This window comes from Candidatus Accumulibacter phosphatis, assembly GCF_012939955.1.
GTDB lineage: Bacteria > Pseudomonadota > Gammaproteobacteria > Burkholderiales > Rhodocyclaceae > Accumulibacter > Accumulibacter delftensis.
On sequence record NZ_SPMY01000012.1, the window covers coordinates 1 to 23929 of the forward strand.

Annotated in this window: 27 protein-coding genes and 1 pseudogene; 10 read left to right on the forward strand and 18 right to left on the reverse strand. The window is 61.3% G+C overall.

What is annotated here, in order from left to right; all coding sequences use genetic code 11:
• Positions 1–457: 457 nt before the first annotated feature.
• The 10 genes from tatC to hisB all read right to left on the reverse strand — a co-directional run bounded on the left by tatC (position 458) and on the right by hisB (position 6253).
• Positions 458–1318, reverse strand: coding sequence for a twin-arginine translocase subunit TatC (tatC, locus tag E4Q23_RS04520; protein WP_169065531.1), 861 nt, complete (start codon positions 1316–1318; stop codon positions 458–460).
• A 7-nt stretch (positions 1319–1325) separates the two neighbouring features.
• Positions 1326–1751 carry a Sec-independent protein translocase protein TatB gene (gene tatB, locus E4Q23_RS04525; protein ID WP_169065532.1) on the reverse strand — a complete coding sequence of 142 codons (426 nt, stop codon included), beginning with the start codon at positions 1749–1751 and terminating at the stop codon, positions 1326–1328.
• A gap of 101 nt (positions 1752–1852) precedes the next feature.
• Positions 1853–2107: a Sec-independent protein translocase subunit TatA gene (tatA, locus tag E4Q23_RS04530; RefSeq protein ID WP_169065533.1), complete on the reverse strand. Its 255-nt coding sequence runs from the start codon at positions 2105–2107 to the stop codon at positions 1853–1855.
• Positions 2108–2310: 203 nt separating this feature from the next.
• Complete coding sequence (locus E4Q23_RS04535; protein WP_169065534.1) at positions 2311–2661, reverse strand: histidine triad nucleotide-binding protein; 351 nt, start codon at positions 2659–2661, stop codon at positions 2311–2313.
• 3 nt (positions 2662–2664) lie between these two features.
• On the reverse strand, positions 2665–2985 hold the full coding sequence (locus E4Q23_RS04540) for a phosphoribosyl-ATP diphosphatase (RefSeq protein ID WP_042335393.1): 321 nt from the start codon (positions 2983–2985) through the stop codon (positions 2665–2667).
• Complete coding sequence (hisI, locus tag E4Q23_RS04545; RefSeq protein ID WP_169065535.1) at positions 2982–3386, reverse strand: phosphoribosyl-AMP cyclohydrolase; 405 nt, start codon at positions 3384–3386, stop codon at positions 2982–2984. Before hisI ends, E4Q23_RS04540 begins: the two co-directional genes overlap by 4 nt.
• Complete coding sequence (hisF, locus tag E4Q23_RS04550) at positions 3383–4144, reverse strand: imidazole glycerol phosphate synthase subunit HisF (RefSeq protein ID WP_169065536.1); 762 nt, start codon at positions 4142–4144, stop codon at positions 3383–3385. Before hisF ends, hisI begins: the two co-directional genes overlap by 4 nt.
• 39 nt (positions 4145–4183) lie before the next feature.
• Positions 4184–4927, reverse strand: coding sequence for a 1-(5-phosphoribosyl)-5-[(5-phosphoribosylamino)methylideneamino]imidazole-4-carboxamide isomerase (gene hisA / locus E4Q23_RS04555; RefSeq protein ID WP_169065537.1), 744 nt, complete (start codon positions 4925–4927; stop codon positions 4184–4186).
• 78 nt (positions 4928–5005) lie between these two features.
• Positions 5006–5635 (reverse strand): imidazole glycerol phosphate synthase subunit HisH, encoded by a 630-nt coding sequence (gene hisH / locus E4Q23_RS04560; RefSeq protein ID WP_336511603.1) that lies wholly within the window; start codon positions 5633–5635, stop codon positions 5006–5008.
• A gap of 30 nt (positions 5636–5665) precedes the next feature.
• Complete coding sequence (gene hisB, locus E4Q23_RS04565) at positions 5666–6253, reverse strand: imidazoleglycerol-phosphate dehydratase HisB (protein WP_169065538.1); 588 nt, start codon at positions 6251–6253, stop codon at positions 5666–5668.
• 167 nt (positions 6254–6420) lie between these two features.
• On the opposite strand from hisB, the gene hisC reads away from it, so the two are divergent.
• Positions 6421–7497, forward strand: coding sequence for a histidinol-phosphate transaminase (hisC, locus tag E4Q23_RS04570; protein ID WP_169065539.1), 1077 nt, complete (start codon positions 6421–6423; stop codon positions 7495–7497).
• A gap of 77 nt (positions 7498–7574) precedes the next feature.
• On the opposite strand, the gene hisD is transcribed toward hisC, so the two are convergent.
• Entirely contained in the window at positions 7575–8888 is a 1314-nt protein-coding gene (gene hisD, locus E4Q23_RS04575; protein ID WP_169065540.1) for a histidinol dehydrogenase, read from the reverse strand.
• Complete coding sequence (gene hisG, locus E4Q23_RS04580) at positions 8885–9529, reverse strand: ATP phosphoribosyltransferase (protein ID WP_169065541.1); 645 nt, start codon at positions 9527–9529, stop codon at positions 8885–8887. The genes hisD and hisG overlap by 4 nt, the downstream gene beginning before the upstream one ends.
• Positions 9530–9873: 344 nt before the next feature.
• On the opposite strand from hisG, the gene E4Q23_RS04585 reads away from it, so the two are divergent.
• Together E4Q23_RS04585 and E4Q23_RS04590 are read left to right on the forward strand one after the other, a co-directional pair.
• On the forward strand, positions 9874–11079 hold the full coding sequence (locus E4Q23_RS04585; RefSeq protein WP_169065542.1) for a hemolysin family protein: 1206 nt from the start codon (positions 9874–9876) through the stop codon (positions 11077–11079).
• A complete protein-coding gene (locus E4Q23_RS04590) occupies positions 11027–11302 on the forward strand; it encodes a transporter associated domain-containing protein (protein ID WP_169065543.1) in 276 nt (91 codons plus the stop codon). Before E4Q23_RS04585 ends, E4Q23_RS04590 begins: the two co-directional genes overlap by 53 nt.
• Before the next feature lie 133 nt (positions 11303–11435).
• On the opposite strand, the gene E4Q23_RS04595 is transcribed toward E4Q23_RS04590, so the two are convergent.
• The 3 genes from E4Q23_RS04595 to apbC form a co-directional block, all read right to left on the reverse strand.
• A complete protein-coding gene (locus E4Q23_RS04595) occupies positions 11436–13673 on the reverse strand; it encodes an arginine/lysine/ornithine decarboxylase (RefSeq protein WP_169065544.1) in 2238 nt (745 codons plus the stop codon).
• A gap of 115 nt (positions 13674–13788) precedes the next feature.
• On the reverse strand, positions 13789–14355 hold the full coding sequence (gene dcd, locus E4Q23_RS04600; protein WP_169065545.1) for a dCTP deaminase: 567 nt from the start codon (positions 14353–14355) through the stop codon (positions 13789–13791).
• A gap of 161 nt (positions 14356–14516) precedes the next feature.
• On the reverse strand, positions 14517–15608 hold the full coding sequence (gene apbC, locus E4Q23_RS04605) for an iron-sulfur cluster carrier protein ApbC (protein ID WP_169065546.1): 1092 nt from the start codon (positions 15606–15608) through the stop codon (positions 14517–14519).
• Between the two features lie 151 nt (positions 15609–15759).
• Here apbC and E4Q23_RS04610 point away from each other — a divergent pair.
• Positions 15760–16903 (forward strand): annotated as a pseudogene (locus tag E4Q23_RS04610) (PLP-dependent cysteine synthase family protein).
• A 52-nt stretch (positions 16904–16955) separates the two neighbouring features.
• On the opposite strand, the gene E4Q23_RS04615 reads toward E4Q23_RS04610, so the two are convergent.
• Positions 16956–17840 carry an inositol monophosphatase family protein gene (locus E4Q23_RS04615; RefSeq protein WP_336511604.1) on the reverse strand — a complete coding sequence of 295 codons (885 nt, stop codon included), beginning with the start codon at positions 17838–17840 and terminating at the stop codon, positions 16956–16958.
• Positions 17841–17846: 6 nt separating this feature from the next.
• Positions 17847–18398 (reverse strand): thioredoxin family protein, encoded by a 552-nt coding sequence (locus E4Q23_RS04620; RefSeq protein ID WP_169065547.1) that lies wholly within the window; start codon positions 18396–18398, stop codon positions 17847–17849.
• A 53-nt stretch (positions 18399–18451) separates the two neighbouring features.
• Here E4Q23_RS04620 and E4Q23_RS24775 point away from each other — a divergent pair, with 53 nt between their 5' ends.
• The 5 genes from E4Q23_RS24775 (at position 18452) to E4Q23_RS04640 (ending at position 22475) form a co-directional block, all read left to right on the forward strand.
• On the forward strand, positions 18452–18628 hold the full coding sequence (locus E4Q23_RS24775; protein ID WP_336511601.1) for an RNA methyltransferase PUA domain-containing protein: 177 nt from the start codon (positions 18452–18454) through the stop codon (positions 18626–18628).
• Positions 18618–19217 (forward strand): 16S rRNA (uracil(1498)-N(3))-methyltransferase, encoded by a 600-nt coding sequence (locus tag E4Q23_RS04625; RefSeq protein WP_336511602.1) that lies wholly within the window; start codon positions 18618–18620, stop codon positions 19215–19217. Before E4Q23_RS24775 ends, E4Q23_RS04625 begins: the two co-directional genes overlap by 11 nt.
• Positions 19210–20784 carry a polyphosphate:AMP phosphotransferase gene (gene pap, locus E4Q23_RS04630; protein ID WP_169065548.1) on the forward strand — a complete coding sequence of 525 codons (1575 nt, stop codon included), beginning with the start codon at positions 19210–19212 and terminating at the stop codon, positions 20782–20784. Before E4Q23_RS04625 ends, pap begins: the two co-directional genes overlap by 8 nt.
• A 1-nt stretch (position 20785) precedes the next feature.
• Positions 20786–22105: an amino-acid N-acetyltransferase gene (argA, locus tag E4Q23_RS04635; protein WP_169065549.1), complete on the forward strand. Its 1320-nt coding sequence runs from the start codon at positions 20786–20788 to the stop codon at positions 22103–22105.
• A 97-nt stretch (positions 22106–22202) separates the two neighbouring features.
• Positions 22203–22475 carry an oxidative damage protection protein gene (locus E4Q23_RS04640; RefSeq protein WP_169065550.1) on the forward strand — a complete coding sequence of 91 codons (273 nt, stop codon included), beginning with the start codon at positions 22203–22205 and terminating at the stop codon, positions 22473–22475.
• Positions 22476–22638: 163 nt separating this feature from the next.
• Here E4Q23_RS04640 and rpiA read toward each other — a convergent pair whose 3' ends face one another.
• Positions 22639–23301, reverse strand: coding sequence for a ribose-5-phosphate isomerase RpiA (gene rpiA, locus E4Q23_RS04645; protein ID WP_169065562.1), 663 nt, complete (start codon positions 23299–23301; stop codon positions 22639–22641).
• Positions 23302–23512: 211 nt separating this feature from the next.
• On the opposite strand from rpiA, the gene E4Q23_RS04650 reads away from it, so the two are divergent.
• Entirely contained in the window at positions 23513–23887 is a 375-nt protein-coding gene (locus E4Q23_RS04650) for a diacylglycerol kinase (RefSeq protein ID WP_336511605.1), read from the forward strand.
• Positions 23888–23929 lie beyond the last annotated feature (42 nt).

Genomic DNA, 23929 nt, shown 5'->3' on the forward strand with positions numbered 1-23929 from the left:
GTCCAATGACCCGCTTGTGGATCGGAACCAGTTCCATACCGTCTCCTTTCGCAATAAACTTGAAAGCGGGAGGCGGTGGGTGCCAGAACCGAAGTTGCCTGAAGGCGACAGGTCGCCAACGGCCCTTTTAATGTGTGCGCTCGATGGCAGCAATCCGGGGGTACGAGTCGGTTCAGCGGGTCACGTTAAAGTTCGGGGTCGAGCCGCCAAAGCTTTGCGCGACCTCTACCCATCGCTTCCCAACTCGAATTTTCTTTCATGATCCGGGGCGGCCGCAACTGCAATGACCGTTAATGTGAAAAAGTCGCGCAAGCGACTCACGAAACTCCCTTCTCCCTCGCGGGAGAAGGATCAGGGGAAGAGGGGGACGGGTCATGGCTTTCATCATCAGGGGGTGGTCTCGACAGGTCATGACCGTTAGCCGCACACCGCCGCCGCGCGGCCGCCGTGGCGGCGTTCAGGCGCCTGGTTTCTGGTCTCGCCCTGCTTGCGTATCGAGGTCGGTGACAGCCTTGTTCATCTCGTCGGCACTCAGCGCCTTCCATTCGCCTTCGGCTGCGGCGGCAGGCTCCTCATCGTAGGGCCTCTCCTGAGGTGCAGAGCGCTTGGTCACCAAGTGAGCCAGCGCCAGCCCGAGTTCAAAAAGCAGGCACATCGGTATGGCCATCAGCAGCTGTGAAACGACGTCCGGCGGTGTCAGGACGGCAGCGACGACAAACGAGCCGACAATGACGTAGGGGCGCCATTCCTTGAGCTTGGCGAGGGCGACGATGTCGGCATACACCAGGACGACGACCAGCACCGGGACCTCGAAGGTCACGCCAAAGGCCATGAAGGTGGTCATCACGAATGACACGTACTTCTCGATGTCGGTCATCCAGGCGACGCCTTCGGGCGCCACTTTGGCCATGAAGCCGAAAACCGTCGGAAAGACCAGAAAATACGCGAAAGCCATGCCCACGAAGAACAGGAAGACGCTCGCTCCGACCAGTGGCAAGGCCAGTTTCTTCTCGTGGGCATAGAGACCCGGGGCGATGAAAGCCCAGAGCTGGTAGAGGACGTAGGGCAGGGCGATCAGGAAAGCGACCATCAGCGCCACTTTCATCGGCACCAGGAAAACACCGATCACGTCGGTGGCAATCATCTGGCCACCTTGCGGGAGTTTATCCAGCAAGGGCTGGGCCAACTGCGAATAGAGTTCCTTCGCCCAGGGGACCAGACAAAGGAAGACGATGCCGATGGCGATCAGCGCGCGTATCAGACGGTCGCGTAGCTCGACCAGGTGCGAGAGGAATGAATCCCCGGTTTCTTCGCTCATTGTTGGATCAGACTGTTCCGGCTGGTTTTTCGGGGCTGCCGGGCGCATTCGCAGTTGGCGTGGCGGCGGTGGTCACGGCCGGCTGCGTTGGCTCGGTCGACGCTATGCTCGGCTGGGTGTTCGCAGCCGGGGTGCTTGCGTCGCCGCTGACCGCTTGCGCGGTTTGCGTCATGGCCTGGCGTGCGGCCTGCATTTCGCCGTTCAGCGACTGCTCCACGCTGCGCGCGGAATCCTGGATCTCGGCGCGCAGTCTCTTCAACTCGTCGAGTTGCATTTCGCGACTGATGTCGGATTTCACGTCGCTGACGTAACGCTGCACACGTCCGAGCAGGTGCCCGGCCGCGCGCGCCACTTTCGGGAGCCGCTCGGGACCGATCACCACCAGCGCGACGACCGCTATGAGAATCATCTCGGAAAAGCTGATATCAAACATTGGCCGTCGGTGAGTGAATAAGCGATGAGAAACAAGCAGCGAGAGCAGCGCGGCCCCTGGCGGGCGGCCGGGCGCTCACGCTGCTGGCGGCTCGACTAGCACTAGCTCCTGGTCTTTTCGCGGACCTCGCCCTCGATGGTTTGCGCGTCCTTGACCTGTTGCGGTGCCTGTTGCTGTGGTGGCGGTGTGCTGTCGGTGGCGGCCTGGTCGTTGCTGCTCGCTTCCTTGATGCCGTCCTTGAAACCCTTGACCGCACCGCCAAGATCGGAGCCCAGTCCGCGTAGTTTCTTGGTTCCGAAAACCAGCAGGACGATGACCAGAACGATCAACCAATGCCAGATGCTGAAAGAACCCATGTCAGGTCTCCATTAATGTGAAAGTCGCGCAAGCGACTCACGAAACTCCCTTCTCCCCTCGCGGGAGAAGCGCCGGGGGAAGAGGAGGGGGTTCATTACTACCTTGATCTGCGCTATCTCGATGGGTCATGACCGTTAATATGGAATACGGCTTTGGCCACCGCCACCGCCCGGCAGGCGACACGCGTGGCCAGGGCTTGCCGTCAGACTCGTTTGAGCATTGGCCCGACCGGTTCTGGCCCGCCGACGATATGCGCGTGCAGGTGCTGCACTTCCTGATGACCGATCACGCCGGTGTTGATGATCAGGCGGAAGCCGTCCGGGCTGCCTTGCTCGGTCGCCAGGCGGTTGGCGATGGCCAGCATGCGTCCGAGAACCGGCAGATCCGCCTCGCTGGTACTCGCCAGCGAGGTGATGTGGCGTTTCGGAATCACCAGGACATGCACCGGACGAGCCGGCTTGATGTCGTGGAAGGCAAAGACTTCGTCGTCTTCGTAAACCTTGCGCGCCGGGATTTGACCAGCCGCGATCTTGCAGAACAGGCAGTCTTCCATGACTCAGCTTTTCCTCGACTTTTTCTCGTCGATGCCCGAAACGCCTTCGCGGCGCCGCATTTCCTGCAGCACGTCTTCGATCGACAGGCCATAAAAGGCGAGCAGTACCATCGTGTGGTAGAGCACGTCAGTCGACTCCCAGACCACATGCAGGCGGTTGCCTTCCTTGCCGGCCATGATCAACTCGGCGGTTTCTTCGCCGATTTTCTTGAGGATGGCGTCCGGCCCCTTGGCCATCAACTGGGCTGTGTACGAGGTTTCCGGGTCGGCCTTGCGGCGCGCAAGCAGGGTCTCTGAGATCCGGTGCAGCATGTCCATGTTCATTTACCGTAGATTTCCTTGGGATCCTTGAGCACCGGGTCGGCCGTTACCCACGTTTCCCTCTGCAGTTGATAGAAAAAACAGCTCTCGCGACCGGTGTGGCAGGCAATTCCGCCTTCCTGGTCGATCGACAGTAGCAGCACGTCGCCATCACAGTCGGTGCGAATCGAGCGTACGCGTTGCGCATGACCGGATTCCTCTCCTTTGCGCCACAGTCGTTGACGAGAACGCGACCAGTATACCGCGCTACCGCTGTTTACCGTCTCCTGCAGTGATTGGCGATTCATGAAGGCGAACATTAGCACTCGACCACTGCTGGCATCCTGGGCAATTGCCGGAAGCATTCCCTGCGCGTCCCATTTGAGGGCGTTCAGCCAGTCCTGGCCGGGGTCCAGATCACTCACAGGCGGACCTCGATCCCCCGCTCGCGCATATAGGTCTTGGCCTGTCGAACGGTGAATTCTCCAAAATGGAAGATGCTCGCCGCCAGGACGGCATCGGCGCGGCCATCGCTGACGCCGTCGACGAGGTGCTGGAGATTGCCGACGCCTCCGCTCGCGATTACCGGAATTTCCACTGCGTCCGACACGGCGCACGTCAGCGGCAGGTCGAAACCGTTGCGTGTGCCATCGCGATCCATGCTGGTGAGCAGGATTTCGCCGGCACCGAGCTGCTGTACGCGGCGCGCCCAGGCAATGGCGTCGATGCCGGTGTGGCGGCGTCCGCCATGGGTGAACACCTGCCATTCACCCGGCGCCACCTGCTTGGCGTCGATGGCGACGACGATGCATTGATTGCCGACCTTGGCCGAGGCGTTGGCGACCAGGTCCGGGTTCTCGACGGCGGCGGTGTTCATGCTCACCTTGTCTGCGCCCGCGTTCAGCAAGCGCCTGACGTCGGCAACCGAGCGCACGCCGCCACCAACGGTCAGTGGAATGAAGACTTCGGCAGCACAGGCTTCGACGACGTGCAGGATGATGTCGCGCTGATCCGACGAGGCGGTGATGTCGAGAAAGGTGATTTCGTCGGCCCCCTGCTGATCATAGCGGCGGGCGATTTCGACCGGGTCACCAGCATCGCGCAACGCGACGAAATTGGTGCCCTTGACGACACGACCGGCAGTTACGTCCAGGCAGGGGATGATGCGTTTGGCCAGGCCCATGCTCAGTCAGCGCCTTGATCTTGCCATCTGGTGGCGCGCTCAGGCATTCGCCGCCCGGTCCGCTTCCGCCTGTGCGACGGAAAAATCCAGTGAGCCGTCGTAAATGGCGCGGCCGGCGATGGCGGCGCTGATGCCTTCCTGCTCGACCGCACAAAGCTGCCGAATGTCGTCGATACTCGACAGACCGCCGCTGGCGATGACCGGGATCAGCAGTGCCTGGGCCAGCTTGACGGTGGCTTCGATATTGAATCCGGAAAGCATGCCATCGCGACCGATATCGGTGTAGATGATTGCCTCGACACCGTAGTCCTCGTACTTCTTGGCCAGATCGATGACGTCGTGCCCGGTCATCTTGGACCAGCCGTCAACCGCCACTTTGCCGTCGCGGGCATCGAGGCCGACGATTATGTGGCCGGGGAAGGCGCCGCACGCATCATGCAGAAAGCCGGGATTCTTGACCGCCGCGGTGCCAATGATCACATAACTGACGCCGTCGTCGAGACAGCGTTCGATGGTGTCGAGATCGCGAATGCCGCCGCCAAGCTGGACGGGAATGTCGTTGCCGACGGCCTGCACGATTTCTTTGATGGCGTTCTCATTTTTCGGCTTGCCGGCGAAGGCGCCGTCGAGGTCGACCACGTGCAGGCGCCGGGCGCCCTGGGCAAGCCATGCACGCGCCTGCTCGCCGGGAGAGCTGGAGAAGACGGTTACCTGCTCCATGAGACCCTGTTTGAGCCGGACGCACTGTCCGCCTTTGAGGTCAATCGCGGGGATAATCAACATGTCGGAGTGATTGAAGTGAGTTGGAAGGAGGGTGAGGAGGGTGAGGAGGGCGCTGGAAGCAGGCAGACCGGCACTCGGTCAGGGCTTCCAGGCGACGAAGTTGGCCAGCATGGCGAGCCCGTCAATGGCGCTCTTTTCCGGATGGCACTGAATGGCAAAGATATTATCCCGAGCCACTGCGCTGGTAAAGGGTATGCCGTAGCGGGTGGTGCCGACGACGTAGTCCTCATCCTGAGGTTCGACGAAATAACTGTGCACAAAATAGAAGCGCGCATCGTTGGCAATGCCTTTCCAGAGCGCGTGTTCGCGGCTGTGCCTGACCTCGTTCCAGCCCATGTGCGGCACCTTGAGCTTGCTACCCATGGCGTCGATCATTTTCTCGGCGGGAAAGCGGCGCACATTGCCGGCGATCAGGCCCAGGCCGGGGACATTTCCTTCGTCGCTATGCTCGAAGAGCATTTGTTGACCGATACAGATACCCAGAAAGGGCTTGTTGCGGGCGGCTTCGAGCACCGCGCTACGCAGGCCGCGCGTCTCGATCTCGTGCATGCAGTCCGGCATGGCGCCTTGCCCGGGGAAGACTACGCGTTCGGCGGCAGCGACCGCGGCCGGATCCGACGAGACCAGCACCTGGCGACCGTCGGCGACGTGGGCCAGCGCTTGCCAGACCGAACGCAGGTTGCCCATCCCGTAATCGACCACGACGATCGCCCCCCCTGGCTGCAGCGAGCGCGGCCATCAGAGCGTGCCTTTGGTCGACGGAATGCTGGCGCCGGCGCGAGGATCGATTTCGACGGCGGCGCGCAGGGCACGTCCGAAGGCCTTGAATACCGTTTCCGCCTGGTGGTGCGCGTTGTCGCCGCGCAGATTGTCGATGTGCAGGCTCAGCAAGGCATGATTGACCAGGCCCTGGAAGAATTCATGCACCAGATCGACGTCGAAGGCGCCAATCATCGCGCGCTTGAAATCGACATGGAATTCGAGGCCCGGGCGGCCGGAAAGGTCGATCACCACGCGCGAAAGCGCTTCGTCGAGAGGGACATAGGCGTGCCCGTAGCGGCGCAGCCCTTTCTTGTCGCCCAGTGCCTTGGCCAGCGCCTGGCCGAGAGTGATGCCGATATCCTCGACGGTGTGGTGGGCGTCGATGTGCAGGTCGCCGTCGGCTTGAATGTCGAGGTCGATCAGGCCGTGCCGGGCAATCTGCTCGAGCATGTGATCGAGAAAGGGGACGCCGGTGGCGAAGCTGCTCTGGCCGCTGCCATCGAGGTTCAGGCGAACGGTGATCCGGGTTTCGAGTGTATTCCTGGAAACTTCTGCTTGCCGCATCGGGAGACCATGGCAGGGTGGCAAAAAAATGTCGGGTTTGAAGAAAATCTTCGCGCTTCGCGTGTGAGCACTGAAACAGTGCCGCCAATCGGCGAACGTCGCCTTGACCGACAGAGGCGCATGATACCATTTCACGCTTCCCTTGCATCCGAACTGAGTCGCCTTTCATGAGCCGCTACTGGAGTTCCCTTGTTCATCGCCTGACGCCTTATGTTCCTGGCGAGCAGCCGAAGTTGGTTAGGCTGGTCAAGCTGAACACCAACGAGAATCCCTATCCGCCATCCCCGCGCGTGCTCGAGGCGATTACCGAAGAGTTGACGAACGGCGGCGAACGGCTGCGCCTGTACCCGGATCCGAGCGCCGATCGCCTCAAGGAAGCCGTTGCCGCGCGCTTTGCAGATTTTGGCATCAGGGCGCAGCAGGTCTTCGTCGGCAACGGCTCGGATGAAGTGCTGGCGCATGTATTCATGGCGCTGCTCAAGCACGAACGACCGATTCTCTTCCCCGACATCACCTACAGCTTCTATCCGGTCTACTGCGGTTTGTACGAGGTCGCTTTTGCGACAGTGCCGCTGGATGAGAATTTTGCGATTTCTGTCGACGACTATGTGGCAGCCAACGGCGGCATCATTTTCCCGAACCCGAATGCGCCGACGGGCTGCCTGCTGCCGCTGCAAGCGATCGCCTCCCTGCTAGCCAGGCATCGGCAGTCGGTCGTCGTCGTCGATGAAGCCTACGTGGACTTCGGCGGCGAGTCGGCGATGGTGCTGGTCAATGAGCACCCGAACCTGCTGGTCGTGCGCACCCTGTCCAAGGCGCACTCGCTGGCCGGCCTGCGCGTCGGCTACGCGGTTGGTCAGGGTGAGCTGATCGAGGCGCTGGATCGCGTCAAGAACAGCTTCAACTCGTATCCACTCGATCGCCTGGCGATTGCCGGCGCCGTCGCCGCGATCGGTGACCAGGCGTATTTCGATGGTACGCGGCAAGCGGTGATGCGCAGCCGCGAGGCGCTGTGCAGTGCCTTGTCGGGGCTGGGTTTCGAGGTCTTGCCGTCGGCGGCCAATTTCGTTTTTGCGCGTCACCGGCAACGCGATGCGGCTGAACTAGCTGCTGCCTTGCGTCAGCGCGGAATCATCGTGCGCCACTTCAATTTGCCACGCATTGACCAGCACCTGCGCATCACCATCGGTACCGATGCGCAGGGCGAACTGCTGATCGAAGCTTTGCGCGAGATTCTCGCTTGAGTGCCCGAGAGTCGGCGATTTTGAGATTTTGAGATTTTGAGATTTTGAGTGCGGCGCTGCAGGGCAGGCGCTGCCGCTCAGCTCTCGATGCGATACTCGGCCGAGCGGGCGTGTGCCGGCAGCCCTTCGCCGTAGGCCAGTGTCGCCGCAATGCGCCCCAGCGTTTTCGATGCCGCCTGCGAAACGCGGATCAGGCTGCTCCGTTTCTGGAAGTCATAGACGCCGAGCGGTGACGAGAAGCGCGCGCTGCCGGAGGTCGGCAAGACGTGGTTCGGACCCGCGCAGTAGTCGCCCAGCGACTCCGAGGTGTAGCGGCCGATGAAAATTGCGCCGGCGTGGTCGATCTTTTCTACCCAGGCTTCGGCGTCGTCGATTGACAATTCGAGGTGTTCGGGAGCGATGCGGTTGGCGATGCGACAAGCTTCGTCGAGATCGCGCACCTGGATCAGCGCGCCGCGATTTTCCAGCGCGGCACGGATCACGCGCTGGCGCGGCATGCTCGGCAAGAGCTTTTCGAGTGCCGCAGCGACGCGCTCGATGTACGCTGCGTCCGGACAAAGCAGCAGCGATTGCGCCAGTTCGTCGTGCTCGGCCTGAGAAAAGAGGTCCATCGCCACCCAGTCGGGGTCGGTATGGCCATCGCAGATCACCAGGATCTCCGATGGGCCGGCGATCATGTCGATGCCGACGACGCCGAAGACGCGGCGCTTGGCGGCGGCGACGTAGGCGTTGCCCGGGCCGACGATCTTGTCCACTTGGGGAACGGTCTGCGTGCCATAGGCCAGCGCCGCGACCGCCTGCGCGCCGCCGATGGTGAATACCCGGTCGACGCCGACCAGTGCTGCGGCAGCCAGTACCAGCGGGTTCTGCTCCCCGGCCGGCGTTGGTACGACCATGATCAACTCGCCGACACCGGCGACGCGCGCGGGAATCGCATTCATCAGTACTGACGACGGGTACGAAGCCTTGCCGCCGGGCACGTAGAGGCCGACCCGGTCAAGGGGGGTGATCTTCTGGCCAAGCATGGTGCCACGCGTGTCTGCGTCGTCCTCTTCATATTGCCAGCTCTGCACCGTTTGCCGCTGATGGTAGCTGCGCACTCGCCTGGCCGCTGCTTCGAGCGCCTGGCGCTGCTCGCCGGGAAGGTTGGCCAGGGCTTCTTGCAGCGCTTGCTGCGGGATTTCCAGTTCGGCCATCGAACTCGCCTGCAGGCCGTCGAAAGCTTGCGTGTACTCGATGACGGCGGCGTCGCCGCGGACTTTGACGTCGGCAAGGATGGCGGCGACCGTGCCCTCGATGGCCTCATCCTGAGTGGCTTCGAAAGCGAGCAGTGCGTCGAGTTGCGTTGCGAAATCGGCGTCGGCGCTGTTCAGGCGTTTGATCGCGATCATTGCTCGACCACTGCGGCGATGGCGTCGAGAATCGGCTCCAGCGCTTCGCGCTTCAGCTTGAGCGCGGCCTGATTGACGATCAGGCGCGACGAAATGTCCATGACGTGTTCGACGGCGACCAGATTGTTGGCTTTCAGCGTGCTGCCGGTGGATACCAGGTCGACGATGGCGTCGGCGAGACCGGCCAGCGGTGCCAGTTCCATCGAACCGTAGAGTTTGATCAGGTCGACATGCACGCCCTTGGCGGCGAAGTGCTCGCGAGCAATATTGACATACTTGCTGGCCACCTTGAGTCGCGCGCCCTGACGGACGGCCTTGGCGTAGTCGAAACCGGCCGGGATGGCGACCATCATCCGGCATTTGGCGATTTTCAGGTCGATCGGCTGGTAGAGGCCGTCGCTGCCGTGTTCGAGCAGGACGTCCCTGCCGGCGACGCCGAGGTCGGCAGCACCGTACTGAACGTAAGTCGGCGCGTCGGTGGCGCGGACAATGACCAGGCGCACATCGTCGCGGCTGGTGGCAATGATCAACTTGCGCGAGGTTTCCGGATCCTCCAGTGGCTCGATGCCGGCGGCGGCCAGAAGGGGCAGCGTCTCTTCAAAAATTCGGCCCTTCGAGAGGGCGATGGTGATGCCATTCACGGTACGTTTCCTGCTCGACAACGAAGGGCGCATTCTACCGCAATGCTGCTGGGCTGCCTGCCCTGGCTTGAGGACCTGTCTTCGCCCGGAGCCCCGCGTGCACTCCGTAGGCTTGTCGCAACATCAGCGTGCGCCCAGGGAGGCGCTGGAATTGAAAGTATCGAGCAGTTTTTGGCGTACTATTCGCGCGCGAATGCACAAGCAAAGCGGAAACTGACAAAAAAAACGCGACAAGCATGCGCTGCCAGGTCGCGCGCTGGCGAGCAGGCCAAATGGTTGCCATTGCTAGCCGCGAGCCCCGAGCGGGTTTCTCGGCTAGCGCAGATATCGGAGGAGTTCATCGCATGGAGCAAATGAATCTTTATCTCAATCTCGTACTTATTCTGTTCTTTATCGCCGGCAATGCCTTTTTCGTGGGCTCGGAGATTGCCATCTCCTCGGCACGTCGTAGCCGGATCAAGCAGTTGTCCGAGATGGGCGACAAGCGGGCGGCGAGGGTCGAGATGTTGCACAACGAACCGGAGCGCTTCTACTCGGTGACCCAGGTCGGTATCACGCTGGTCTCTCTTGGCCTGGGCGCCGTCGGCATGGAAACGATCAGTACCCTGACCGATTCGACCTTCGTCACCGCGTTCATGCTCTTCGGTGACAGCGAAGCACTGATCAAGGCCGCGCATACCATGTCTTACGTCTTCGCCTTTATCGCCATTTCCTTCTTGCACGTGGTTGCCGGCGAACTGGCACCCAAGGTGCTTGCTTTTCACAAGGCCGAACAATTGAGCATGGCCGTCGGGGGCACGATCAACATTCTGTACCTGACTTTCAAACCGCTGATCCATGTCATGAAGATGTCCTCGAACGCTTTGCTCAGGCTCTTCGGGCAGAGCAATCTGGAAGGCCACGGAGAGAGCCACTTCACGATGTCGGTCGAGGAGATTCGCATGATCCTCTCGGCGAGTGAGAAGGACGGTACGCTGGCACATGAGGAAACACAGATGATCCGCGGCGTGTTCAAGCTCGATGAACACACGGTACGTGAGGCGATGATCCCGCGTACGGCTATTCGCGCCTTGACCCAGGAGGACACGCTCGCCGATGCCCTGCGCGTCTTCCGTGACGTGCCGCACGCGCGCTTCCCGATCTGCGACAAGAGTCTCGACCGGATCACGGGCGTGGTGGCGATCAAGGAATTGCTGACGGTCATGGCGGAAAGCAGCGGGGAGAACCTGGAAGAGGTCAGTCGGCGACCGGTCAGTGACTTTGCACGGGCGCCGTTCATCGTGCCGAACAGCAAGTCGCTGAGCGACCTGCTCAAGGAATTCAAGCGCAGCCGTCAGCAGATGGCGATCGTCATCGACGAATACGGGGGGCACCGAAGGAATCATCACGCTGGAAGACATCCTCGAGGAAATTGTCGGCGAGTACGAGGACGAATTCACGCGCCAGGGGCGGCGGCTGAAGAAGCTGGTCGGCAGCCAGTACGAGATCGACGCGTCGATGCGCGTCACCGACCTGGAAAGCCTGCTCAATTTCCCGTTTCCCCTGGATGATGATTACGTCACTCTGGCCGGGCTGTTTTACAAGAAGCTCGGAAACGTGCCAAAAATTGGCGACGCGGTCGAACTCGAAGGCGGCCGGCTGTCAGTGCTGGAAATGGACAACCACCGGATCACCCTGTTGAAGTTCGAAGATACGGCGCTCGGCGCTGACGGGGTCATGCGCCTGGTTGAAGACTCTTCGGCCGCAGATGGGGCGACCAGTCCAGCACGTTGACAAAACATGCACTTCGGTTTTGTCCCAGACAGTCGGCCCGCTGGTGACGGTCGCCACTGCGCAATCAGATCATTGGATCAGGTCGGACGCGGGGGGCCGGGAGGCGCAATGCCGACAGTGGCCGGCAATCGACTTAGCGAACGCAGTCCACCGAGTAGACCGGCTTGCCGTTGACCACCGCCTTGACCAGGCCGTGGACGTCGGTTTCGAAGCCCGGGAAGCGTTCATTGAAATCGCGCGCGAAGCGAAGATAGCGAACGATGGTGGCGTTGAAACGCTCGCCCGGGATGAGTAGCGGAATTCCTGGCGGGTAGGGGGTGAGCAGGGTGCTGGTAATCCGCCCTTCGAGATCATCGATCGGTACGCGGTCAATCTCGCGGTGCGCCATGCTCGCGAAAGCGTCGGTCGGCTTCATCGCCGGTTCCATGTCGGAGAGATACATTTGGGTGGTCAGGTGGGCGACGTCGTTGGCGGCGTAGATGCCGTGAATCTGCTTGCACAGGTCTTTCAGGCCGTAGCCGGCGTAACGGGCGTTCTTGGCCAGGAACTCCGGCATCACTTTCCACAGCGGCAGGTTCTGATCGTAGCCATCCTTGAACTGCTGCAGTTCGGTGACCATCGTGTTCCAGCGCCCCTTGGTGATGCCGATGGTGAACATGATGAAGAACGAGTAGAGGCCGCACTTTTCGACGATGATGCCGTGTTCGGCGAGGTACTTGGTGACGATGGCCGCCGGTATTCCCCAATCGGCGAAGTCGCCATCGACGTCCAGCCCGGGCGTAATGATCGTCGCCTTGATCGGATCGAGCATGTTGAAGCCTTCGGCGAGCATGCCGAAGCCATGCCAGCGTTCGCCGGGCTTGAGGATCCACGCCGCGCGTTCTTCGATGCCTTCTTCTGAGAGATCGTCCGGCCCCCACACCTTGAACCACCAGTCGGCACCCCACTCCTGTTCGACCTTGCGCATCGTGCGCCGGAAGTTGAGCGCTTCGGCAATCGACTCCTCGACCAGCGCGGTGCCTCCCGGCGCCTCCATCATCGCTGCGGCAACGTCGCAGGAAGCGATGATCGAGTATTGCGGCGAGGTCGAGGTGTGCATCAGATAGGCTTCGTTGAAGATGTCGCGGTCAAGTTTGCGCTCTTGGGAATCCTGCACCAGAATTTGTGACGCCTGCGACAGGCCGGCCAGTAGCTTGTGCGTCGACTGCGTCGAGAAGATCATGGTGTTCTTGCAGCGCGGCCGGTCAGCTCCGATGGCATGGTAGTCGCCATAGAAGTCATGGAAGGCGGCGTGTGGCAGCCAGGCTTCGTCGAAGTGCAGGGTGTCGATCGCCCCGTCGAGCATGTCCTTGATTTCCTCGACGTTGTAGAGGATCCCGTCGTAGGTGCTTTGGGTGATGGTCAGTACGCGTGGCTTGGCCTTGACGTCGCGGGCGAAGGGGTGTGACTCGATTTTCTTGCGGATATTCTCCCAGCGGAATTGTTCCTTGGGAATCGGGCCGATGATTCCGTAGTGGTTTCTGGTCGGCATCAGGAATACCGGGATCGCGCCAGTCATGATGATTGAGTGGAGCACCGACTTGTGGCAGTTGCGATCGACGATGACCACATCGCCTGGAGCGACGGTCGAGTGCCAGACGATCTTGTTCGATGTCGAAGTGCCGTTGGTAACGAAAAAGAGGTGGTCGGCGCTGAAAATGCGCGCCGCATTGCGCTCCGAGGCGGCGACCGGGCCGGTGTGGTCGAGCAATTGGCCGAGTTCCTCGACCGCATTGCAGACATCCGCGCGCAGCATGTTTTCGCCGAAGAACTGATGGAACATGCGGCCAACCGGGCTTTTCAGGAAGGCCACCCCGCCCGAGTGGCCGGGGCAATGCCACGAATAAGAGCCATCCTCGGCATAATGCGTCAGCGCGCGGAAGAAAGGCGGCGCCAGGCTGTCGAGGTAGGCCTTCGCCTCGCGGATGACGTAACGGCCGATGAATTCGGCGGTGTCCTCGAACATGTGGATGAAACCGTGCAGTTCGCGCAGCACGTCGTTGGGGATGTGCACCGACGTTCGTGTCTCGCCGTACAGGAAGATCGGAATGTCCTCGTTACGGCAACGGATTTCCTTGACGAAGGCGCGCAGGCTGGCGACCGTCTCATCGGCCTTGCGGTCTCTGAAGTCTTCGTCGTCGATCGACAGGATGAACGCCGAGGCGCGGCTCTGTTGCTGTGCAAACGAGGTCAGGTCGCCATAGCTGGTGACGCCGATGGCCTCGAAGCCTTTCTTCTCGATGGCCTTGGCTAGCGCCCGGATACCCAGACCGCCGGTGTTCTCCGAACGGTAGTCCTTGTCGATGATGATTACCGGGAAATCGAAATGCATGGCCAGTCCAGTACGAAATCAAGAGAGATAGGACACGAGCGCGGCGAATCTAGGAGGGCGTTGGCGGCGTTTATTGCCTGACGCCGGCGATGATGTTGCTGACGCCAGGCACGAGTCACATTTTCGGCAGCGTCACGCCCGTCTGGCCCTGGTATTTCCCGGCACGATCCTTGTACGAGGTTTCGCACTCCTCGTCGGATTCGAAAAACAGGACCTGGGCGATGCCCTCGTTGGCGTAGATCTTCGCCGGCAGTGGTGTCGTATTCGAGAATTCCAGCGTCACATGGCCTTCCCATTCGGGTTCGAACGGCGTCACGTTGACGATGATCCCGCAGCGCGCGTAGGTGCTCTTGCCGAGGCAGACGGTCAGCACGCTGCGCGGGATACGGAAATACTCGACGGTACGGGCCAGGGCAAACGAGTTCGGAGGGATGATGCAGAAGTCGTTCTTGACCTCGACGAAGGAATTCGGATCGAAGTTCTTCGGGTCGACGATTGTCGAGTTGAGGTTGGTGAACAGCTTAAATTCGTTCGAGCAGCGAATGTCATATCCGTAGCTCGAAGTGCCATAGGAGACAATCCGGCGACCGTCAATCTCGCGTACCTGGTGTGGTTCAAAAGGCTCGATCATGCCGTGCTCTTCCGCCATGCGGCGGATCCACCTGTCCGACTTGATCGACATTGCTGGTCACCCTAACCGTGATAGTGCTTGGAAAGGTGCCCATTCTACGGCGTCCAGCCGGGAGAAGAAACCAGCAAGCACTGCGGGGGCTGCCAGGCGAAAACCAGCAAGGCCGTGCGCACGAACGCAGCGCAAGCGGCCTGCCTGCTGCGGGGCAGCGCTCAGGTGTTCTGAACGACGATGCTCGGGAACTTGGCGCTCATGTCGCGGCTGCGCTCGGCAACCTTGACCGCCAGACGGCGGGCGATTGTGCGGTAGATTTCCGCGGCGCGGGAGTCGGGTGCACCGACGACGGTCGGCGTGCCAGCATCGGTCAGCTCGCGAATCGAGAGCTCCAGTGGCAGGGCGCCAAGGAACTCGGTGTCGTAGTCCTTGCACATCTGCGCGCCGCCGCCCTGGCCGAAAATATGTTCTTCGTGGCCGCACTGCGTACAGATATGAATGCTCATGTTCTCGACCAGACCGAGAATCGGGATGCCGACCTTCTCGAACATCTTGAGGCCCTTGCGGGCGTCGATCAGCGCGATGTCCTGCGGCGTGGTGACGATTACCGCGCCGGTCACGGGAACCTTCTGCGCCAGGGTCAGCTGCGTGTCGCCGGTTCCCGGCGGCATATCAACGATCAGGTAATCGACGTCCTCCCAGCTGGTCTGTTTGAGCAGCTGTTCGAGAGCCTGGGTGACCATTGGTCCACGCCAGACCATCGGCGAATCGATATCGATCATGAAGCCGATCGACATTGCCTGCAGGCCGTGCGCGCGCAGCGGATCCATCGTCTTGCCGTCCTCGGACTCGGGTTTCTGGCCGACCAGGCCGAGCATCTGCGGCTGCGACGGACCGTAAATGTCGGCGTCGAGCAGACCGACCGTGGCGCCTTCCTGAGCCAGGGCCAGGGCCAGGTTCACCGCCGTCGTGCTCTTCCCGACGCCGCCTTTGCCCGAGGCCACGGCGATGATGTTCTTGACGCCGGGCAGCGGCTTCAGGCCGCGCTGCACGGTATGAGCGACGATGTTGACGCTGAGGTTGGCGCTGATATTACCGATTCCGGGGATCGTTTTCAGTTTTTCGATCACTGTCCGACGGATTTCGTCGATCTGTGTTTTTGCCGGGTAGCCGAGTTCGATGTCGAGCGAAACGTCGGCCCCTGTGACTTTGATGTTCTTTGCCGAACGCGTCGACAGGTAGTCTTTTTCCGTGTTCGGATCAATCAGATCCTTCAGTGCCGCCTGTACGGCTTCTATCGTTACAGCCATGGTTGCCAAAGCTCCTGTGATGTATACCTGAGTAATTTAGTAAAGTTTACTCGAAAAAGCGCTGCAGCACACGCTCCGTGGCGCCGACATCACGCTGTGGCAAGGTGATGTGCGCCTTTGTTTCCCGTCGGCTGCCTGTTAAGCTTCCGGCATGAAAACGCCTACTCAACTCGCACGTCGCGCGGACAAGGCTTGGGTGCTGGCTGCCATTCGCCGCATCGAAGCCGACTTCCAGCGCTCCAGCGATACCCACCTGATCCCTCTGCCCCTGGCCGGTTTTCCTGGGGTTGATCTGTATCTGAAAGATGAATCGAGTCACCCCACGGGCAGCCTCAAGCACCGTCTGGCGCGCTCGCTGTTTCTCTACGCCTTGTGCAATGGCTGGCTGCGTGAGGGCAGCACCGTCGTCGAGGCGTCCAGCGGCTCGACGGCCGTTTCCGAAGCCTATTTTTCCCGCCTCGTCGGCTTGCCGTTTCTCGCCGTGATGCCCGCTTCGACATCGCGCGAGAAGATCACGGCCATCGAGTTCCAGGGCGGTCGCTGCCATCTCATCGATGATCCGATGAGCATCTACAACGAGGCGCAGCGGATGGCAGACAAACTCGGCGGCCACTACATGGACCAGTTTACCTATGCCGAGCGGGCGACCGACTGGCGTTCCAACAACAATATCGCGGAGTCCATTTTCGAGCAGATGCGGCTCGAAAAGTACCCTGTCCCGAGCTGGCTGGTCTCGAGTGCGGGCACCGGTGGTACGGTCGCCACGCTTGGCCGCTACGTACGCTACCGTGCGCGGCCAACGCGTGTCTGTGCAGCAGACGCCGAGTTCTCGGTCTTTTTTCGAGCACTATCGCAAGCGCGACCCGGAGCTGCGTTTGTACGAAGGCTCGCGAATCGAGGGTATTGGCCGGCCACGCGTCGAGGCGTCCTTCTTGCCCGCGGTGATCGACGCCATGGTCAAGGTGCCGGACGTGTGGTCAGTGGCGGCAATGTACGAGTTGTCGGCGCGTCTCGGACGTGGTGTCGGCCCTTCGACGGGGACCAATCTGATTGCCGCGCTGGCGTGCATGGACGCGATGCGCGCCAGCAGCGAAAGCGGCTCGGTGGTGACCCTGCTTTGTGATGCAGGGCAGCGCTACGCGGATACCTATTACAGCGAAGGCTGGCTGCAGCGCGCCGGCCTGAATTGCGCTGGCGAGCGTATCGCGGTGGCTGCCTCGCTCGATTCGGATGAGATTGCCACGCCGCTCGCTGCAAGTTGGCAGATCGCGGGAGATCTATCGGACGGTGATTAGCCGCGCACGTGCCTTCCGCGGCAACCCCCCAGTCACTGGGCTCTGCCGCCGCTCACCTTTGCGCTGCTGTCGCTGCCGCCGCCGGAAAACTATTCGTGCGTACCCAGTTCCGCCAGGTCGCGAACACCGTCGGGTTGAGCGCGGCGATCACCGAGCGGCGCCATACGTCTTCAGCGTCATAGTCGTCATTGGTCAGGGTGCACACCTGCCCACCGGATTCGCGCAGGATGAGGCTGCCAGCCGCGTAGTCCCAAAGCTTCTGGCCGCCGTGCAGATAGAGATCGAGGCGGCCGGCGGCGAGGTTGCACCAGTCGAGAGTCGAACTGCCGAAGTTGCGCTGTGAATAGAACGGCGGGTTGACGGCAATGCGATCTGCGAGTTGTTTCGGAATGCGCTTGAAGTCCACGCCGCCGACGGCGCGCCCGATGTCGGTGGTGACCTCGCGCAGCGGCAGGCGGCGGCCGTTAAGGTAGGCGCCGTTGCCTTCGCGGGCATAGAACATTTCGTCGGTGATAGGGTTGTAGGTCACCGCCAGACGTGTCCGCCGCGCGCGTATCCAGGCCACCGATACGGCGAAGAAGGGGAGGCCGTTGATAAAGTTGGTGGTGCCGTCGATCGGGTCGATGCACCACAAGCCATTGTCGTCGTTGCTGCCACCATGCCAAGCTTCGCGTTGCGTCGCTGCGGTCATTTCTTCGCCGATGATCGGGCAGTCGCGGATCTCCAGCAGGCGGCCATGCAGAAAGTGTTCGGCAGCCAGGTCGGCTTCCGAACAGAAGGAGCCGTCGTCCTTGCGCTGATCGTGAACCACGCGCAGGAAGCGCGGCATGATCTCGCGCTGCGCCACTTCGCGGACCTGAGCGACAACCGCGTCGAGCATCCGTTTGAGTTCGCTGTCAGCGACCGCCAGCCGGGCTGCGCTATCGATACTGTTCATCGTCAATCAGGCGCGCCATTTGATCGAACAACCGATGCTGGCGACCTGTTCGCGCGGACCCTGTCCGGTCTCGGCGAGCATGCGCATTGCTTCCAGCAACTCGCGTCGAGCGTCCGCTGCTGCCGGCAGGCGACCGCTGGCGTCGAGACGGCCGCGGTACTGCAGTTCCAGTTGGTCGTTGAAAGCAAAGAAGTCCGGCGTGCAAACGGCCGCGTAGCTGCGGGCGACGTCTTGCGTCGCGTCGTAGAGGTAGGGGAAAGAAAAGTTGAACTGGTGCGCCAGTTGCTGCATGTTTTCAAAGGAGTCCTCGGGGTATTCGCTGGGGTCGTTGCTCATGATCGCGGCGACGCCGATACCCAGCGACTGCACTTCGCGTGCGTCGCGACAGATGCGATCGATGATTGCCTTGACGTACGGACAGTGGTTACAGATGAACATCAACAGCAAGCCGTTCGGGCCACGCAGCGAGTCGAGGCTGTGTCTTGAGCCCGTCGTGTCCTCGAGATCGAAGTCGACGGCCCGCCAGCCGAAGTCACACACCGGTGTATTGAGCGCCATGACAAAACTGCCTCCAAAGAACGACCATCCAAAAGTTAAGCTTTTATAATAGCATGGTGAATAATCCCCGTTTTCATTGCCCGATCCCGCTGGCGGTTGGCAGCAGCGCCGACTTGCCCGACCGCGTCGCACATCATGCGAGCAAGGTTTTGCGCCTGCGCAGCGGCGCTGCCTTGACGCTATTCACTGGCGCGGGGGGGGGAATATTCAGCGCGAATAGTGTCTGTTGAGCGTTCGCGAGTCAGCGTCGAGGTGCTCGGCTGGCTGCCTGTCGAGCGCGAATCGCCGCTTTCGATCACCCTGGTGCAGGCGCTGCAGGCGGGGGAGAAAATGGACCTGACGGTGCAGAAAGCCGTCGAGCTTGGCGTCCAGCGTATCGTACCGGTCATTTCGCGGCGCAGCGTGGTGCGCCTCGCTGATCAACGTGCCTTGCGTCGGCTCGAGCATTGGCGCGGGGTCGTCGCTGCCGCCTGCGAACAGTGCGGACGAAACAGTTTGCCGGAAGTCGTCGCGCCGGAGAGTGTTGACGATTGGCTGCAGCGCCGGCCCGAGTCGAATGTCTTGCGTCTGCTGCTGGCCCCGGCTGCCGGACGCTCCTTGAGCAGCGTGCCAGCACCACGCGCTGATGTGCGCATCGATCTGTTGATCGGCGCCGAGGGCGGGCTGGCGGCCGACGAAATGCAACGGGCGTCAGCTTGCGGTTTTTTGTCACTACGCCTCGGACCGCGTATTCTGCGCACCGAGACCGCTGGTTTGGCCGCTCTGGCGGCAATCCAGTTTTTGTGGGGTGACTTGAAGGAGGAGGTAACTAATGTTTGAATCGGCCGAGCTGGGACACAAGATCGACAAGGCAACCTACCGCGAGGAGGTGCCCCCGCTACGTGCGGCCCTGCTCGAAACGCAGGAGCTGTTGCGCGCCAATGGCAGCTTCCCGGTAATCATCCTCATCAGCGGCGTCGATGGGTCGGGCAAAGGTGACACGATCAATGCACTCTACGAGTGGATGGATCCGCGCTACCTGTCGACGCATGCTTTCTACGCGCCGACTGGCGAAGAAAAGGCGCGCCCGTCGATGTGGCGTTACTGGCGGGCGCTGCCCCGCAACGGACGCGTCGGGATTTTTTCTGGCTCCTGGTATTCGCACCCGATCGCCGAGCGCATCGCCAAGGAAATCACGGCCGCCGATTTCGACCAGAAGATGGACCAGCTCAATCGTTTCGAGGCGATGCTGGTCAATGAGGGAGCTCTGGTCCTCAAATTCTGGATACACCTTGCAAAGGATGCACAGCAGGAGCGTCTGAAATCAATCGAAGCGAATCCCCTGACCAAGTGGCGGGTGACCAAGGCCAGCTGGGACCGCCTGAAGACTTACGACAAGTTGCAGGAGGTTGCTGCTCACCTCCTGCGCACGACGAGCACTCCCGGCGCACCGTGGATCATCGTCGAGGGGACGGATGACCGTTACCGCTCGCTGACCGTCGGTAAGACCATACTCGAAGCGATGCAGAAGCGCCTCGCCAACCAGCGCGTGGAGCCGATTTCGCCGGTGGCGTCGCCCTTGTCGCCGCGGATCGACCGTCTTGATGTGCTCAGCGCGCTTGACCTCTCGCAAAGCCTGCCCAAAGACGTCTATTCGGCTGAGCTCGCCAGGTGGCAGGGGCGCCTGGCGGAATTGACGCGCCACCCGAAGTTCGCCAAACGCGCCTTGATTCTCGCTTTCGAGGGCTCGGATGCTGCCGGCAAGGGAGGAGCTATCCGCCGCGTGATGTCCGCCATGGATGCCCGCCAGTATCGAATCATCCCGGTCGCCGCACCAACCCAGGAGGAACTCGCCCATCCCTACCTGTGGCGTTTCTGGCGGCATATGCCGCGCCTCGGGCGGGTGACCATTTTCGACCGTACCTGGTACGGCCGGGTGCTGGTGGAGCGGGTCGAAGGTTTCTGCAGCCAAGCCGACTGGTCACGCGCTTACGCCGAGATCAACGATTTCGAGCACGATATCAATCATGCTGGCGGCATTGTCATTAAGTTCTGGCTGCAGATCAGCAATGAGGAGCAACTCAAGCGCTTCGAGGGGCGCGCGGAGATCGAACACAAGCGTTTCAAGATTACCGAGGACGACTGGCGTAACCGTGAGAAAGCTGGGCCGTATCATGAGGCGGTCTGCGACATGATCGACCGCACCAGCTCTGGAACCGCTCCGTGGACGGTTGTCGAGGCCAATGACAAGTATTTTGCGCGTGTCAAGATCATCCGGACAATCTGCCAGCGTCTGGAGACGGAGTTGCAGGTCGAGCCGCTGAAGGAAGCGAAGGTCGCGAAGTCTTCGAAGGCCATGGAGGCGAAAGAGGACCAAGGCAGCGAGAAGGCGAAATCCTCGGAGTGATATGCCTGACGACTTGAGCTCTGCCCACTTCGTTAGCTGGTTCCGTTCGGTTGCGCCGTACGTCAATCTGTTTCGCGGCAAGACCTTTCTGATCGCCTTTGGTGGCAAGGCGATTGCCGGAACGCTGGCGCGTACCCTGGCCTACGACGTGAACCTCCTGGCGGCGCTTGGCGTCCGCCTGATTCTGGTTCACGGCGCACGGCCTCAGATCGAGGAATTGCTCCGTCAGAAAGGACTGGAGTCGGTCTATCACGGTAACTATCGGGTGACCGACGACAGGGCTCTCGATTGCGCGATTGACGCGGTGGGTAGTATCTACGTCCGCATCGAGGCCCTGTTGTCACAGGGCCTCGCCGATACACCGATGGCCAACAGCACGATCCGGGTGGTCGGTGGCAACTTTGTCACCGCCCGGCCGGTTGGTGTGGTTGACGGCGTCGATCTGCAGCACTCGGGTCAGGTGCGCAAGGTCGATGGTGAAGGAATTCGTGCGCAGTTGGGTCTTGGCAATATCGTTCTCCTGTCATGCCTTGGCTCGAGCCCGACCGGCGAGATCTTCAACCTGTCCATGGAAGAGGTTGCCGAAGCGGTCGCCACCGCCTTGCCGGTCGACAAACTCATCTTTCTTACCGACAGCCGTGGTGCGACCGACATCGACGGCGCGTTGCTCGACGAACTGACGGTGGACGCGGCCGAGCGACTGGTCAGTCTTGGCGAGTGGCTGTCGAGCGATCTGAAGCGCTACCTTCCCTGCGCGGTGCGCGCTGGACGTGCCGGTGTCCGCCGCGTGCACCTCATCGGCTACGACGAGGATGGCACGCTGCTGCGCGAACTATTTACGCGTGACGGCGTGGGCACGGTCATCAGCCGCGAATCGCTTGAAATCTTGCGCGACGCTCGTCCCGACGATATTGGTGGTCTGGTGGCGCTGATCGAGCCGCTCGAAGAAGAGGGCTCACTGGTCCGTCGTTCACGAGAGTTGCTGGAGCGCGAGATCTCGCGTTTCGCGGTCGTTGAGCACGACGGGGTGATCGTTGCCTGCGCGGCGCTTTATCCTTACGGTGCCGAGGAGGCTGAATTGGCTTGCGTGGCGGTGCATCCGCATTACCGCCGTTGGGGTTACGGCGCGCTCCTGATCAAGCGTATCGAGGCCAGGGCGTCGGCTTTGGGAGTCAAGCGGCTGTTTGTGCTGACGACGGTGACTTCGCAGTGGTTCCGGGAGCGTGGCTTCGTCCTGCGCCAGATCGATCAATTGCCGGCCGAGAAGCGGCTGGTCTATAACCTGCAGCGTCGTTCCAAGGTACTGATCAAATATCTCTAGCTTTTTCCCGTGTCTTCCGCCGGGTCCGCGGGGCTGGCGGGGACGCATAACGTTTGGCGCTGCGGATTTTCCGCGGCGTGTTCAAGGAGTGGGTTGCATGGCAAGAATGGTTAACTGCATCAAGCTCGGTCGTGAGGCTGAAGGTCTTGATTTTCCTCCTTATCCGGGCGAACTGGGCAAGCGCATTTATGAACAGGTTTCCCAGGAAGCGTGGCAGCAATGGGTTCGCATGCAGACCATGATCATTAACGAGAATCGCCTCAATCTTGCCGATGCTGCACACCGCAAGTACCTGGCGGAGCAGTTGGAGAGGCATTTTTTTGGCAGCGGGGCCGACGCCGTTCAGGGTTACGTACCGCCCAAGCCGTAATTTGAAAGTCGCGTAGGCGACTCGCGAACCTCGCTTCTCCCCGTGCGGGACAAGGGCCGGGGTGAGACGGGGAATTCTGGGCGCATGCGCCCAGCCCGTCGAACGATTCCGGCGTGCAAGCCGGAATGCGCACGGCAAGTGAAGAGAGGGGCAGTCATGACCGTCAGTTCGCGGTCAGAGTCTGCACCCCGTTCGCCGTAGCGAGCAGACAGACATCGGCCGGGCGCTGGGCGAACAGGCCGTTGCTCACCACGCCGACGATCTGGTTGATCCGCGCTTCGAGCGCCGTGGCGTCAACGATTGCTAGTCCCTTGACGTCGACGATCAGATTGCCGTTGTCGGTGACAAAGCCCTCGCGCAGCGTGGGCGTACCGCCAATCGCTGCCAGTTGGCGTCGGACGTGGCCGAGGGCCATCGGAATGACCTCAACCGGCAGCGGGAATTGGCCGAGCACCGCTACCAGTTTGCTGCCATCGGCAATGCAGACGAATTTCGTTGCTACCGCGGCGACGATTTTTTCACGGGTCAGTGCGCCACCCCCGCCCTTGATCATCTGTAGTGCGGCGTTGATCTCGTCGGCACCGTCCACGTAGACCGGGATGGCGTCCACCTTGTCGAGATCGAAGACCGGGATGCCGTGGCCTTCGAGTCGCTGGCGGCTGGCTTCGGAACTGGCCACGGCACCGCGGATTCGGTGCTGAATCCGGGCCAGCTCATCAATAAAGCAATTGGCGGTTGATCCCGTTCCGACGCCGACAATTTCGCCGTCCACCAGGTAGGCAAGGGCAGCGCGGGCGACGGCTTTCTTCAGTTCGTCCTGGGTCAGGGTCATTGCTAGGCTCCGCCTTTCAGTGTGTGCGTGGATTGATCGATAGAAGGACGGATGCTTGAATTGGGCGGCATTGTAGCGAAGCGCCGCCAGTGATGACAGTGTCGGCTGCTGCCTGAGCACAGTGAGCGTCGGAGCGTCAATGTCAGCAATCACCGGCGGCGCCGGTATACTGGCCGTTCATCGCCTCAGGGCAGGGGGAAAAGCTGTGCTTGACGAAAGTCCGTTCAAGGGGAAAACCGGTTTGCTGCGGGTCTGGAACGCTTTCCACTATTCCTTGGCGGGGCTGCGCGCTGCCTATCTTGCCGAGGATGCTTTTCGCCAGGAAGTGCTGCTCGCCGCGCTGCTGATACCGCTGGCTTGCTTCGTGGCACCCGATGGCGTCGGCCGAGCGCTGATGGTCGGGAGTGTGTTGCTGGTGCTGATCGTCGAACTGCTCAACTCGGCGATCGAGGCAACCGTGGACCGTATTTCATTCGACCGTCACCCCCTGGCCAAGCGCGCCAAGGATATTGGCAGTGCAGCGGTCCTGCTGGCCTTGCTCAATGTCCTCGCCGTCTGGGTTTGCGTGCTGATCGGTTGAGTGCTCGCCAGGGCTTGCTGCTTCCTGGCGTGGCGCCAGCGC